This window comes from Sphingobium sp. CECT 9361 (assembly GCF_918741285.1).
In the GTDB taxonomy this organism is placed as follows: domain Bacteria; phylum Pseudomonadota; class Alphaproteobacteria; order Sphingomonadales; family Sphingomonadaceae; genus Sphingobium.
Map to the genome: position 1 here is coordinate 1 of NZ_CAKKNC010000026.1, position 14,142 is coordinate 14,142.

The following is a 14,142-nucleotide window of genomic DNA, read 5'->3' on the forward strand; positions in this document are numbered from 1 at the left end:
TGTGGATATGTAAATTGAGACATATAGGAACGGCCTAATTTTAACTGATCTCGCACGCCATAAAACCGTACGAAACCAGAGCCGTCGCCCACATGTCCCTTCATCAAACTAACAATGTCAAAGAACCGTTTACACCGACACAAGAGGCGGACAACTAGTGTTCCCCGCTATTGCTATCGGGGGACAGGCTGTCCGTTTATGGTGGCGACCGTAGAGAGCGCTGTCTGTAGGCAGCGCCCCGTCCGGTGAGAGGGCATATATGGGGGAGGCGCCGACCCGTCAAACGGTTTTTGCAATTTTATTTCAAATTAATTTCAGCCACCCCCATTAGGATGGTCTTCAACATAGCTGTGTATACCTCCCCCATCAGTTTACTTTAGTCAGGAAAATCATGAGCTTGGATGACGCCGACGCCACTGATGCCCGCTTTGCTGCGCGCATCCGCAGCGCGGTATTCTGGCGATCCGGGAGCCAGATCGTCGCCCAGATGGTGAGTTGGGCGTCTACTTTGGCGGTCATTCGCCTGCTCGATCCGTCGGATTATGGCCTGTTCGCCATGACCCAAGTCATCCTGAATTTCATGGGTTTTCTTAATGGATACGGCTTGGTGAGCGCACTTGTGCAGTCCGAGACTCTCGATTCGCATAAGCTGCGTCAGGCTTTTGGTATCATGCTCCTGCTCAATGGTGCGCTCGCGCTGCTGCAATTGGCAATCGCGCCAGTCGCAGCGGACTATTACGAACAGCCGATGATTGCGGATCTCCTGCGCGTGCAGGCCCTCATCTATCTCGCAACGCCCTTTATCGCGATTCCCGAAGCGGTGATGGGACGATCGCTGGACTTCAAACGACCTGCCGTCGTCAATCTTGTTGCCGCAGCCGCAGCAGCCGCGATGGCCATCGGCGGCGCGCTGGCCGGTTGGGGGGTATGGACGCTGGTTTTCGCGCCTCTCGCCCTCTTCTGGGTCAAGGGCATCGGGTACAGTATCGCGACTCGGTTCTTGCCGGTCCCCAGTTTCAATTTCCGCGGTACAGGGGCGATGGTCGCTTTCGGCGCATCCTTGCTGGGGTCACAGCTTTTCTGGATCGTGCAAAGCCAGGCCGACATATTCATCGCCGGACGAGTCCTCTCGCCTCATGCGCTGGGTCTCTACGCCGAAGCGCTTTTCCTGACGCAGATATTCGTGAGCAAGTTCATACCCCCGCTCAACGAGGTCGCCTTTCCCGCTTATGCGCGGATGCAGAAAGACCCGGAGCGAATCGCTGCCTCTTTCTGTAAGGCGGTCCGCCTGCTTCTGCTGGTTTCCTGTCCGATTTATTTCGGCATGGCCGTTGCTGCAGAGCCGCTCGTTGCCACGCTATTCGGTGAAAAGTGGCTGGAGATGGCACCGTTCGTCACGGTCCTGGCTTTTGCCATGCCCTTCATGACCCTGCAGGTTATGTTCGCGCCGGTTTCCAATGCGCTGGGCCGACCGGGCGTTACCGCGCAAGTATCCATGGTGGGGGCGATCATCATGCCGGTGGCATTCTGGATCGGGATTCGCTTTGGCGCGATCGGCCTTGCCTGGGCGTGGCTGCTTGCCTTCCCGCTCCTGACATTCGCGACAGTCAGACTTGCCGGAAAGCCAATGGGCCTGCGCTTCCGCGACCTTGGTACAGCCATATTGCCCGCCATTCTTTGCGCAGCCGCAATGGCACTGGTCGTGGCTGGGATCGACCGGATTTTACCGCCGCTGGCGGCACCCGTTCGCCTCGGCGCACTGGTGAGCGCCGGTGCCGCAAGTTTCGCCGCCATCCTCTTTCTATTCGCGCGTGCCACGATGGACGAACTTATCGGCCTCGTCGTTCATCGCACGGCACCCGCCTGAGCATAATCACGCGCTCTGAATATAGTCCCGCATCGCGGCAGCTTCCGATTCGATGCGATCGATCCGGTATTTTACCAGATCGCCAATAGAAACGAAGCCGACCAGCTTTCCACCATCCACCACAGGCAGATGCCGCATCCGGCGTCGCGTCATGAGCGATAGCGCTGACATAACGGGCGTATCGGACGTGATCGTTACAGCAGGCGACGTCATCGCGCCGCTTACAACGGCATCAAGCATGGCCGGTCCGCCCTGACCGAGCTGGTACACCACATCGCGCTCGGAGAATATTCCGACGACTTCACCGCCGTCGACGACCGGCACACAACCGATCCGTTTCTCCGCAAGCATCGCTACCACCGATAGAACCGTGGCATCGGGTGCCACCTGCAACACGTCATTGCCCTTGGTCTTGAGAATTGCCGCTATCGTCATCGCTCTCTCCCTTCTTGCGGATGCTTTTTCATCCACTCATTGGTTGGGGGGCTTGATGATCCCATGTCCAGCCGCCAAAGGGAAGAGATGAAGCAGCCTCAAGCGCTCGATAATCCAGAAATTGCCGCAACAGCCTGGGCCCGCTACCGGCGGTTGATGATATGGATGGCGTTGGGCGCACTGCTGTGCGTCGGCGCCGCCATTGCAGCGCTGTGGTATTGGACCGGGCCCATGCCGATCCACATGATCATCGCCACAGCGCTGGGCGTGTTTTTCACCTTCATGCTGGGCACGGCGCTCATGGGCTTGCTCTTTTTATCGAGCGGCACTGGCCATGACGAGCAGGTCGAGGACCGGATGAAAGGGATGATCGACATCGATGACTGACCGAAATCCTATTTTGCGCACGGTGCCCCGACCCGGCGATATCAACGCCAACGGCCACATCTTCGGTGGATGGGTGCTGAGTCAGATGGACATCGCCGGCGGCCTCATCGCACATCGCGCCGCTGGCGGCCCGGTGGCCACAGTTGCAATCGAAGCGATGGAGTTTCTGGCACCGATCCTCTTGCATGATGTCATATCGGTCTACGCGAACATCGAACGGCGCGGGCGTACCTCTATGGCGATTCGTATCAGCGTAGTGGCAACGCGCGGCCCTGCCGATGAACAGATCCCTGTGACGAGCGGGCTGTTCACCTTTGTTGCGCTGGATGAGAATCATCGGCCCAAGGCGCTACCGTCCGTCTGACGTTGGGGCGCAGATTTAAAAGTGTAAACTAGGCGCACCCTTCCATTTGCGGGAACCGTTGTGGCCCAGAGCCACGCGCCATCCTTTCGGTGAAGTGTGCTTCCTTTCGCCGTTAAGGTGTCCCCATCGTCGGCGTTTAAGCGAATTTCAGCATATGCCGATCGATCCGTTGCGTTGGTAAGGGTGACTTCGCGAATCGGGCGCCCATTGGTTGGGTCGGAGGCAAGGCCCAATTGATAGCGATGTTGAGCGCTTATCCCGGCTTCCAGCTTCACTGTCTCGCCAATGGCATGGTCGCGCAGACGGCTATCCGCCAGCAAAAGCGATTCACCCTGACGCGGCGCGAAGATCGCAACTCCTCCGGACGGCAGCGGCAGCCCCAAACCTTGCGCTGTCTCGTTCTTCATCCGCATGACGCGCTTCAGCGGCTGGCTCTCTGGTTCATTCGTCCGCGCGTCGATATCGGCTGCATAATAAACCGTGAAGGGTACGGTCGTTCGTTCCAGCAGCGCAACTTGCTTCTGCCCCTTTGCGTTGACGTCGACATGCACCGGCACCCGATAAAGCTTGAGATCGCCAAGATCTTCCTGCCGGGCCACACGCGAAGCTGTCACCACGATATTTTCCATGCGCGCCGCCATTGCCATTGGGGCTGGCGGCGGAGGGGGTGGCGGGGGTGGTGGGTAGCGTTCCGTGCCAAACCGATAGTCGGGCAATGGCCAGCATTGCAGAGCCAGATAGGGCGACGGCGCCGAAGACGTCAGTGAATCATAATCCGATTCACGATTAAGCCGCCCGGCGACAGCCAGCATCTCGGCATCAGGAAGGCTGACGGCGTTACCGTTGGCGACGGTCAACCAAGCCGACAGGTCGAGCGTTTTGCCATTGGGCGCGACCCGCGCGACATAGCTTGCAGCCCAGTCAAAGCCCGTCGTCAAATAGGTAAGAGTAACATCGACGGTGGCAGCTTCCGGACTATTGGTTGTCACCGAAAGCGTCGGGCGGGCCGACAGACCCGCTGGAATGTCATCATAGACAAGCGTTTCCGGGAGGCCTGAACATCTCAGCCCTTCAAAACCCTCCGCCGTTTCAAGCACCACGGCATTTTCCGGGCCGGATCGGATAACGACTTCCTGCTCGCGCACTTCGCCAGTAGCGCGATTCGTCCGGCGCAGATGGACGCGATGACCCAGCATGCCATCCAACAGCGCAGCGGGCGAAAGGAGCTTGGCATCGCGATTCTTCTGAATGACGCCCCCAGGCAGACCCGTAACAACGGCGCTTACCGCGATCATGCCATCCACCACAGCTTCAAATCGGATCACCGCATCCCCTTGCGGGAGTGTTATGCGCCGCTTTTCGGTGACGAGCGCGAAGCCTTGTGGATAATAGACGTTGATGTCCCCGGCACCCCTGCCGGGATCGCGATAGATGGTGACGGCCACCGAGGTGGGGGCATCGGACGTTACGATGTTTTGCGCCCTGACAGGGACCGCGAGCCACGAGAGCAGCAGGGCCAGAAGAAGGCGCACCGTCACGCGGATCAGTAACGGGTTTCGAAAACAGCCGTAACAGTGGCACGGCCATTGGCTGGCACCGCAACCTGCCAGCGCGCGGCATTGCTGTTTATCCGCTCGCTGGGCAGGCTTTCGCTAACGATGCGGGTGTCGGTGCTGTAAAAATCCAGGCCCGCCTGCGTCAGTTCGACCTGCGCCACCTTGGCCCGCGCATTACTGAGATCATAACGCATGGTTGTACGCCATTTATATTCCGACAGGCGTTCCCGCTTTTCGACCACGGGTTGCACCTTAACGTCGAACGCATCGCCGGTGGACAGCGCCAACATGCTGCCCATCGGTGTATGATCGATAGCGCTTTCGCCGATGAACTGCGGCGCGCCGGACGCATCCTTCATATAGAATCGGACGGTCCCCGCTGGAAGCGCATCACCCAACCCTGCCCCATTCTTGCCGGATGTCGAGAACGTTACGACACTGCGCGCACTTTGCGGTTCCTCGAACGTGCCAAGCCATGTGTTACGAAATGCATAGCCTGCGCTGGCGGGAACTGCCTGCACATCCAGAAAGCTCACCTGTTTGGTCTGACGATCCGCAATCGTGGTGCGACCGGCGATGGGATACAGGTAAAAATCGCCTAGCTGTTCGCGTCCTGCCGTCTCGGTTCCCGCTGTACGAATGCTGTTGCGCGGTCGTGGGCGATAATTGCCATCATTGGCCTGTCCCACACTGCCCGCGACGAGCAGCGTCTTGGCGTTGGCATAGGTGGTGCCTGAACTGTTGGTGAGCGTGACCCAACCCTGCACATCGATACGGCCCGCCGCTGCGTCGAACAACGCCACATAATCGGCATTCCATCCCAATCCCGGCGTAAGATAGCGCAACGACGCGGCACGGGTTTCCGCTCGCGCGCTGTCGAGCGTAACCGACAAAGTAGGTCGGGCACGCAAGTTGGGCGGCAGCTTGTCATAGATCACCCGAACGGGCAGGCCATCGTCTCGCAGCACCTCGATCTGGTTGCCGATACGCAGAACTACGCCACCGTTCACCGCGAGCACTTGCGCCGCCTGCCGCGTTTCCGCGCCAGTTGCAGGATTCGTGCGAACGATAGTGATCGTCTGTCCGAGGGCCTTCTCCATCAACTTCTGCGGAGAGAGCAGGTCGAAATCGAAATTCTGCTCGATTATTTCAGTGCCATCAGCGGCAAACGAGACTGTTTCGGGCCGGATGCGCGCCGACACATCAGGAAATTCGAGACGGACCTTTCCCTGACCAATTGCCAGTTGCCGTACGTCCTGCACCAGCGCGAGATCGTTATTGTAGATCGTGACTGCCACATCACCCTGCGCTGACCCAGACGGCATCGTTTGCGCGAAAAGCGGCGCGACGCCAAGCAGCAGAAAAAAAGCCAGGCAAGCAGCGCGCGACATAATATCTCTCCCGTAACGTAGGCCGACTGTGACCAATTTTAACGGCAAAGCAATGGCCAAAACGAAAAGGGCGGCACCCTTCGGCGCCGCCCTTTTCGTTTAGTTGCTGCTCAATTTATTCGGCAGCTTCAGTCGCGGCAGGGCGTGCCCGGCGGGTACGCTTGCGCGGCGCTTCTTCGGCCACTTCCGGCACACTGTCATTATCCGCCTGCACCGGTTCAGGGCGTGCAATTGCGGGCGGCAGAACAGCCAGATCGATACCCGCTGGCTCATCCTGATCCACAGCTTCCTCGCGCGGGCGACGCTGACGCTGCGCACGACGCGGGCGCGGCGCTTCCTCTGCTTCGGTCACCGCTACAGGCGCTTCCGCTTCGAAAGGCGCAGCAGCTTCGGCCTGAGCCGGCACCGCGGTACGATCGCGCGGAGGGCGGCCACGTCCGCGGCGCGGTTCGGCAGCCACCGGAACAGCAGCAACCTCTTCACGCGGCGCAGGCGCGGCTTCCGCCTTCACCTCTTCGCGACGTGGCTGATAAGGCTGCCGGTCGGCGCGACCATTATCGCGGCCATTTTCACGACCGTTCTCACGATTGCCGTCCCGACCATTTTCGCGATTACCATCGCGATTATAGCCTTCGCGACGGTTGTTGTTATCCCGGCTACCCTGCTCACGCTGGGCCTGCTCGCGGTTACCGTCACGATTGCCATCGCGGTTCCCGTTACCCTGCTGGGCATAGGCGTTCCGGTCTTCAAACTCATTGCCGCCTTCGACAGCATCGAAGTCGTCGCCATCCGATTCGGGGTCCCAGGGGCGCTGCGGCTGCGGCTGACGCTGCTGGCCCTGCGCTTCTTCCTGACGGGCGCGGTTATCGGCCAGCACCCGGAAATAATGGTCGGCGAACTGCAGATAATATTCCGCGTTCACCCGGTCGCCGGACAGTTGCGCATCGCGCGCCATGTTGCGGTATTTTTCCAGCAACTGGGCGGCATTGCCACGCGAGCGGTTATCGATGCGGTTGCCGTTGTCACTGCCGCCGCGGTTCTGGCCACCGGGACGACCATTATTGTTGTTCCGGCCACGATTGCGGCGGCCGGCCTGACGATTATTAATCAATGGTGGTTCCTAGTATCAAAGTAATCCCTAGAAGCGCCCGCGAACGGATACGCCCGATCCCCTGTTCCTTTTACGATTATCGAGCGGGTTATCTATACGCGCCTGAAATCGTTCACTGCACCGCTCCAGTCGTTTCAGGCATAGCTGCGCCGGGCCGGGCTGCTCCAAGATGGAGACCCGAACCCCCAGCCTGCCGACAGCGCGAAATTAACTGCGCCATCATGACTTTGGGAGCAGGTATCGGCCAGTCCCATACGGACCACGGCTTTCCCTGAAGCCACCTCCTAAACGGTCAAACAGGGGAAACCAAGGAAAATCGCATTGCCGCCCTGTAAATAAGGCTATTGTGGCGTAACTTCCAGACAACGGTCGCGCCCAGCCAAATCCTGACGGACGGCCACGTTCAGTCCAGCGTCGCGGAACAGTACCGCTGCCGTTTCGCCTTGGTCGAACCCTATCTCGATGGCCGCAATCCCGTCGGGTGCAAGCAGTTGGGAAAGTTGCGGGGCAATGCGGCGATAATCGTCGAGCCCGTCCGCACCGGCGAACAGCGCCATATGGGGTTCGTGGTGCAGCACATCGCGCGGCAGCATGGCCGATGTCATGATATAGGGCGGATTGGCCAGAATGAGATCGAACCGCTCGACGATACCCTCCCCCCAATTGCCCAGCCGAAACGCCGAGCGGTCGGCCATAGCGGTGCGCTGCGCATTATCGGCAGCAACAGCAAGCGCTGCATCCGAGGCATCCACGCCGAGCCCGGTCGCGCCACGCCATTCATCGAGCGCCGCGAGCAGGAGCGCGCCGGACCCAGTACCGAGGTCGAGGATGCGCTCTGGCGGCGACCGATCCTTGAAATGGTCCAGCGCCGCTTCGATCAGCGTTTCGCTGTCAGGGCGGGGAATGAGGACATCCGGCGTCACGCGCAAAGTAAGCGTCCAGAAGTCGCGTGTGCCCACGATATGCGCAATGGGTTCGCCCGATGCCCGGCGGTCGATGAGAGCATCGAAGGCGTCGGGTACGGCAACGTCGCGCAGTTTCAGGAGCAAATCGCTGCGTTCGATGCCCAATGTATGAGCCAGGAGCAGTTCAGCATCCAGACGTGGCGTAGCACTCGCCGGAGCAAGGCGCGCAGTCGCGTCGCGGAGGGATTCTGCGGCAGTCACAACACACTCCCCTCCCTTCTAGGGAGGGGTTGGGGGTGGGTGCGCCGCGTCAGCGGCGCTCCAAGCATCGACATCAGGTGCTCGCTACGCTCGCCACCCACCCCTAGCCCCTCCCTTACAGGGAGGGGAGCATAGAGTCGCCTCACGCCGCATCCAGTTGCGCCAGCCGTGCCGCTTCATCCTCAGCGATCAGCGCCGAGATGACTTCGTCCAGCCCCGGCCCTTCCAGTATCTCGGGCAAGCGATGCAGCGTCAGGTTGATGCGGTGATCGGTCACGCGGCCTTGCGGGAAGTTGTATGTGCGGATGCGTTCGGAGCGGTCGCCCGACCCCACCATCGCCTTGCGCGCGCCAGCCTGCTCGCTTTGCGTGCGCTCGCGCTCCGCTTCGTAAAGGCGCGTGCGCAGGATTTTCAGCGCCTTCGCCTTGTTCTTGTGCTGCGACTTCTCGTCCTGCTGCGTCACCACCAGCCCGGTGGGCAAGTGGGTGATGCGCACGGCGCTGTCGGTGGTGTTGACGTGCTGCCCACCCGAGCCCGACGCGCGATACACGTCGATGCGCAGGTCGGTTGCTTCGTTGATCTGGATATCCACATCCTCCGGCTCCGGCAGCACAGCAACCGTCGCGGCGGAGGTGTGGATGCGCCCACCGCTTTCGGTGGTGGGCACACGCTGGACGCGGTGGACGCCGCTTTCGAACTTCATCCGCGCGAACACACCGGTGCCGGTGACCGACGCCACGACTTCCTTGAAACCGCCGACATCGGGCGCATTGGCGGAGATCATCTCGACCTTCCACCCCTGCTCCTCGGCATATTTGGTGTACATGCGGAAGAGATCGCCTGCGAACAAAGCCGCTTCGTCCCCGCCCGTGCCTGCGCGGATTTCCAGCATCGCGGGGCGCGCATCGGCGGAGTCGCGGGGTAGCAGTTGCAGCGCCAACGCCCGTTCGGCGGCCGGAAGCTGCTCTTTTAGGATCTGCATTTCCTCCTGCGCCATTTCGCGCATCAGGGGATCGGCATCAGGATCGTCCCCGCCCCCCGCCATCGCGTCGAGCGCCATCAGCTCCTGCCGCAACCGGCGAACCTCATGCGCGGCGCGCGCGACCGGCTCCAGCTCGGCATATTGCTTCGACAGGCGGACGAATTCCTCCGGCGCAAGATCGGCACGCGACATATTCGCCTGCACCTCATCGCGCAGCCGCTCAATCTGGGCAATGCGTTCGGGGGAGATGGAGGTCACCCTTGATAGCCCAACTCAGTGAGTGCGGCTTTGACCTCGAATAAATCATCGTGCCAAGTCGCTGCATGATAACGGACGTCAACCCGCCCATCCTTCCACTGCAATGACAAAGCCACCTTAGCATTTAGCTTTAGCGCCTTGTCGAAGCGCTTCCGTGGAGAGCCGGTTGCAATCATATCAACCGACATTCCCTTATGCCGCAACTTCGATATGACCCTCCATGCATCCGGCATCGCAAGATCATCTTCCACCGCCATAGCGACCTTCAAAGGTTCGATTTGCGGCGCATCAATCAGCATCCCCAGCCGCTCGATCCCTGCAGCCCAACCCACGGCAGGCGTCACCGGCCCGCCCATATTCTCGATCAGACCATCATAGCGCCCGCCGCCCAACACGGTGCCTTGCGCGCCCAGCCGGTCGGTGACGAACTCAAACGCCGTGTGGCGGTAGTAGTCCAGCCCGCGCACCAGCCGTGCGTTGCGTTCCCATGCGACGCCTGCGGCATCCAGACCCTGCGTAACCTTCTCGAAGAAGGCGCGCGCTTCATCCGTCAGGAACGCGTCGATGTCTGGCGCACTGTCGGCGATGGGACGGTCGCGGGGGTCCTTGCTGTCGAGGATGCGGAGCGGATTGCGGGTGAGGCGCGCGCGGCTATCTTCACTAAGGTCGCCCATATGCGCGTTGAAGTGCGCAACCAGTGCATCGCGCCAGGCGTCGCGGCTGGCGGCGTCACCCAGCGTGTTGAGCGTGAGCGTCACGCCTTCGCTGATGCCCAATTCTTTCAGTAATTGGTCAGCAAAAACAAGGAGTTCTACGTCCGCACCCGGCTCCGCCGCGCCGATGATTTCCGCGTCCAACTGATGAAACTGGCGGAAGCGGCCCTTTTGCGGACGCTCATAGCGGAACAGCGGGCCATGCGTTGCGACCTTGAGCGGCGCATATTGCTGCCACCCCTCGGTGATGTAGGCGCGGGCGATGCCGGCGGTAAATTCGGGACGCAGGGTCAGGCTGTCGCCGCCGCGATCCTCGAACGTGTACATTTCCTTCGACACGACGTCGGTGCTTTCGCCCAGCGACCGCGCGAAGACGGCGGTGCTTTCGAACACGGGGACTTCGATCCGCTGAAACCCGTAGAGGCGGCGGACCCGGTCGAACGTCGCGACCACATGCGCGAAGCGGTCTGCGCTGTCGCCCAGCATGTCCTGGGTGCCACGGATCGGTCGGGGTGTTTCGATTTTCGCCATGGGGATGGGCGTGTAGCGGCATTTTAGGACGAAGGGAACGGGGTTGAAGGGTCGGAAATTAACCCCGTCGCCAATCCCAATTTTCCGTTATTCCCGCGAAGGCGGGAATCCGTCTCCTACCCTGTCGTCGCGGATCGACGTGGGGAGATGGATTGCCGCTTTCGCGGGAATGACAGGATTTGGACACAGCACTGGACGTCCACACAATCACGCGGCATGTAACACAGCAACCATCTACCGTTTTTCCCCTTCTCTTTCGGAGACTTCCGCCATGCGCCGCAGGTTTGCCGCCGTTCTTCTGTTTTCCACTTTGCTGACCGCCCCCGCCGCTGCGCAGGATGCCAATCGCTCAAAGCCCGTCGCCATCCCCCTGCCGGAAATGACTGCGCCCAAGGACGTTCCCTATCCCGGCGGCACCATCAAGCTGGACGTGGACGCCACCGACACGGTGCAGCGCATTTTCCGCGTGAAGGAAACGATCCCTGTCTCGGCCTCTGGCAAGCTGACGCTGGCAATGCCTGCATGGCTACCCGGCAATCACGCGCCGCGCGGGCAGATCGAAAAGCTCACCGGCCTCGTCTTCACTGCCAATGGCAAAGTGCTGCCATGGATTCGCGATCCGCTGGACGTGTTCTCCTTCACCATCGACGTGCCGAGCGGCGTCAAGAATGTCGTCGCGGAATTTCAGTTCCTGTCGGCGACCGCAGGCAATCAGGGTCGCGTCGTCGTGACGGACAAGATGCTGAACCTGCAATGGGAAGCCGTCTCGCTCTATCCGGTCGGCTATTATACGCGGCAGATCCCGGTGCAAGCGACCGTGACTTATCCGGACGGCTGGCAGGCGGCGACCGCCTTGCGCGGCAAGAAGACCGGATCGACCATTGCCTATGACACCATCGATTACGAAGCGCTGGTCGATTCGCCGGTGTTTGCGGGGCAGTATTTCAAGGCGGTCGATCTGGGCCAGAACGTCACGCTGAACATGGTCGCGGATAATCCCGGCGAGCTCATCTACACCCCCGATCAGATGGCCAAGCACAAGAAGCTGGTCGACGAGAGCCTCGCGCTGTTCGGCGCCATGCATTTCGATCATTACGACTTCCTGCTGGCGATCACCGACGAAATGGGATCGATCGGGCTGGAGCATCACCGCAGCTCGGAAAATGGCGTCGACACCGGATACTTCCCCAAGTGGAACGACGGCGTAGGCGAACGCAACCTGCTCCCCCATGAATTCACGCATAGCTGGGACGGCAAGTTCCGCCGCGGCGAAACGCTGTGGACGCCCGATTTCAAGACGCCGATGCAGGACAATCTGCTGTGGGTGTATGAAGGGCAGACGCAATTCTGGGGCTATGTCCTTGGTGCGCGGTCGGGGCTCTACAGCAAGCAGGAAACGCTCGACGCTTATGCGCACATCGCCGCGCGGCTCGACACCACGCGCGGCCGCGAATGGCGCGCGATGGAGGATACCACCCACGATCCGATCATGTCCGCCCGCCGCCCCAAGGGCTGGTCGAGCTGGCAGCGGTCAGAGGACTATTACAATGAAGGCCTGATGATCTGGCTCGAAGCCGATGCGATCATCCGTCAGCAGACGCGCGGCGCCAAGGGGCTGGACGATTTCGCCAAGGCATTCTTCGGCATCAAGCCGGGCGACTGGGGTCAGGTGACCTACAACCGGCAGGAAGTCATCGACACGCTGAACGGCATTGCGCCCTATGATTGGGCGGGCTTCTTCAAGACGCGCGTCGATATGCCCACCCGCGAAGTGACCAAGAACGGCCTGACGATGGGCGGCTACCGCCTTGTCTATGGCGACACGCCGGGCGCGCAGACCAAGCAAGCGGAAAAGGCGCTCAAGGGCGTGGATCAGGGCTTTGGCGTTGGATTGCTCGTCAAGAATGACGGCGACATTGCGGGCGTCATCTGGAACAGCGCGGCATTCAAGGCAGGATTGACCGTCGGCACGAAGGTTCTGGCCGTCAATGGCCGGGAGTTTTCCGGCGACGCATTCAAGGAAGCATTGACGCTGGCCAAGGACCCCAAGCGACCAGTCGAACTGATCGTGCGACAGGACAAGAATTTCCGCACTATTAAACTCGATTATTCGGGTGGCTTGCGCTATCCGCGCCTCGAAAAGACGGGCGCGGGCGACGGTAGCCTCGATAAGCTGCTGGTGCCCAGAACATAAGAATTGCCGCATTCACTTTGTGCAGACCTGAGGGAAATCCATGAATATCGAACTGATCCCGGTTGGCGACGATCCGCCAAACAGCTTGAACGTCGTCATCGAAGTCCCTGTCGGCGGTGAGCCGGTGAAGTATGAATTCGACAAGAAGTCGGGCGCATTGTTCGTCGATCGCATTCTGCACACGCCGATGCGCTACCCCGCCAATTACGGCTTCGTGCCGCACACCCTGTCGCCCGATGGCGATCCGCTGGACGCGCTGGTCATCGCCCGCTCGCCCTTCGTGCCGGGCTGCGTCGTGCGCGCACGGCCAATTGCCGTGTTGAACCTGGAAGACGAAGCCGGCGGCGACGAAAAGCTGGTCTGCGTGCCGGACAACAAGACGTTCCCCTATTATTCCGACGTCCACCAGAAGGACGATCTGCCCGGCATCGTGATGGAGCAGATCGAGCATTTCTTCACGCACTACAAGGATCTGGAAAAGACCAAGTGGGTGCGAATCGGCACGTGGGGCGGCGCGGAAGAAGCGCGGCAGATCACGCTGGAAGCGATCGCACGGTACAAGGCTGACAAGGCCGACAAATCCGCCTGAACGCAGGTTTGACCGAACAGAAAAAGGGGCGTCGCGGTCATGCTGCGGCGCCCCTTTTCGTGTCAGCGGCGGCGCACTCTATTTGGCGCTGAGCGTGATCGCGCCTTGTGTTGTGTTGGCGGCGGCGGGCTTCAGGTCGATGCGGAAAGGGTCGCCATCCTTCTGCGTACCGGTGAGCAGATTGCCGTCGGCAGCGACCGACAGCCCCTCTTCCTTCAGCGCATTCACAAAATATTCGCGGACCGAATCGGGCGACGCGGGCGCCGTGAAGGTCAGCGACACGCGACCGGTATCCTCGGTCTTGCCGGCATTGACGTTGATCGAACGAATGGACGAGCCGGGGTAGAGCTTCACCCCGTCGATATCGAAATTGTCGCTATCCAGCCGGATTTTCGGCAAAGCGATCTTGGCATCGAGTCCGGGTATCTGGATGGACATCTTGCCGTCCTTGCCATTGGCGGCGGCAACCACATTGCCCTCGTCATCGCGGATGCTGATATCGGTGCCGGGCTTACCGTCATCCTTGCTATCGCAGGCCGCCAACAGAACAAGCGGTACAATCAAAGCGGACATGGGCAAGCGGATCATCGGCAGTCTC

Annotated in this window: 13 protein-coding genes; 5 read left to right on the top strand and 8 right to left on the bottom strand. The window is 60.6% G+C overall.

Annotation, left to right across the window (positions count from 1 at the left end; genetic code table 11):
* The first annotated feature begins 391 nt into the window (after nucleotides 1-391).
* On the top strand, nucleotides 392-1,867 hold the full coding sequence (locus LQ220_RS21675; protein ID WP_230190185.1) for a lipopolysaccharide biosynthesis protein: 1,476 nt from the start codon (nucleotides 392-394) through the stop codon (nucleotides 1,865-1,867).
* A 6-nt stretch (nucleotides 1,868-1,873) separates the two neighbouring features.
* Here the strand turns inward: LQ220_RS21675 and LQ220_RS21680 are convergent, their stop codons facing one another.
* Entirely contained in the window at nucleotides 1,874-2,302 is a 429-nt protein-coding gene (locus tag LQ220_RS21680; protein WP_230190186.1) for a CBS domain-containing protein, read from the bottom strand.
* 87 nt (nucleotides 2,303-2,389) lie between these two features.
* Here LQ220_RS21680 and LQ220_RS21685 point away from each other — a divergent pair, with 87 nt between their 5' ends.
* Both LQ220_RS21685 and LQ220_RS21690 read left to right on the top strand, forming a co-directional pair.
* Nucleotides 2,390-2,689 (top strand): hypothetical protein, encoded by a 300-nt coding sequence (locus LQ220_RS21685; protein WP_230190187.1) that lies wholly within the window; start codon nucleotides 2,390-2,392, stop codon nucleotides 2,687-2,689.
* Nucleotides 2,682-3,053 carry an acyl-CoA thioesterase gene (locus LQ220_RS21690; protein ID WP_230190188.1) on the top strand — a complete coding sequence of 124 codons (372 nt, stop codon included), beginning with the start codon at nucleotides 2,682-2,684 and terminating at the stop codon, nucleotides 3,051-3,053. Before LQ220_RS21685 ends, LQ220_RS21690 begins: the two co-directional genes overlap by 8 nt.
* On the opposite strand, the gene LQ220_RS21695 is transcribed toward LQ220_RS21690, so the two are convergent.
* The 6 genes from LQ220_RS21695 to hisS form a co-directional block, all read right to left on the bottom strand.
* The gene (locus LQ220_RS21695) at nucleotides 3,023-4,591 is read right to left on the bottom strand and encodes a hypothetical protein (protein ID WP_230190189.1); all 1,569 of its coding nucleotides are present in this window, start codon (nucleotides 4,589-4,591) and stop codon (nucleotides 3,023-3,025) included. The genes LQ220_RS21690 and LQ220_RS21695 overlap by 31 nt on opposite strands.
* A 5-nt stretch (nucleotides 4,592-4,596) precedes the next feature.
* On the bottom strand, nucleotides 4,597-5,934 hold the full coding sequence (locus tag LQ220_RS21700) for a DUF4139 domain-containing protein (protein WP_230190220.1): 1,338 nt from the start codon (nucleotides 5,932-5,934) through the stop codon (nucleotides 4,597-4,599).
* A gap of 181 nt (nucleotides 5,935-6,115) precedes the next feature.
* Entirely contained in the window at nucleotides 6,116-7,111 is a 996-nt protein-coding gene (locus tag LQ220_RS21705) for a DUF4167 domain-containing protein (RefSeq protein WP_230190190.1), read from the bottom strand.
* A 341-nt stretch (nucleotides 7,112-7,452) separates the two neighbouring features.
* Nucleotides 7,453-8,277, bottom strand: coding sequence for a peptide chain release factor N(5)-glutamine methyltransferase (gene prmC / locus LQ220_RS21710; protein WP_230190191.1), 825 nt, complete (start codon nucleotides 8,275-8,277; stop codon nucleotides 7,453-7,455).
* A 142-nt stretch (nucleotides 8,278-8,419) separates the two neighbouring features.
* Nucleotides 8,420-9,517 (bottom strand): peptide chain release factor 1, encoded by a 1,098-nt coding sequence (prfA, locus tag LQ220_RS21715; protein WP_230190192.1) that lies wholly within the window; start codon nucleotides 9,515-9,517, stop codon nucleotides 8,420-8,422.
* Entirely contained in the window at nucleotides 9,514-10,761 is a 1,248-nt protein-coding gene (gene hisS, locus LQ220_RS21720; RefSeq protein WP_230190193.1) for a histidine--tRNA ligase, read from the bottom strand. The genes prfA and hisS overlap by 4 nt, the downstream gene beginning before the upstream one ends.
* A 271-nt stretch (nucleotides 10,762-11,032) precedes the next feature.
* Here hisS and LQ220_RS21725 point away from each other — a divergent pair, with 271 nt between their 5' ends.
* Both LQ220_RS21725 and ppa read left to right on the top strand, forming a co-directional pair.
* A complete protein-coding gene (locus tag LQ220_RS21725; RefSeq protein WP_230190194.1) occupies nucleotides 11,033-12,955 on the top strand; it encodes a peptidase M61 in 1,923 nt (640 codons plus the stop codon).
* Between the two features lie 40 nt (nucleotides 12,956-12,995).
* Nucleotides 12,996-13,544, top strand: a complete 549-nt coding sequence (gene ppa / locus LQ220_RS21730) for an inorganic diphosphatase (protein ID WP_230190195.1) — start codon at nucleotides 12,996-12,998, stop codon at nucleotides 13,542-13,544.
* A gap of 78 nt (nucleotides 13,545-13,622) precedes the next feature.
* Here ppa and LQ220_RS21735 read toward each other — a convergent pair whose 3' ends face one another.
* The gene (locus tag LQ220_RS21735) at nucleotides 13,623-14,132 is read right to left on the bottom strand and encodes a hypothetical protein (RefSeq protein WP_230190196.1); all 510 of its coding nucleotides are present in this window, start codon (nucleotides 14,130-14,132) and stop codon (nucleotides 13,623-13,625) included.
* Nucleotides 14,133-14,142: the final 10 nt, after the last annotated feature.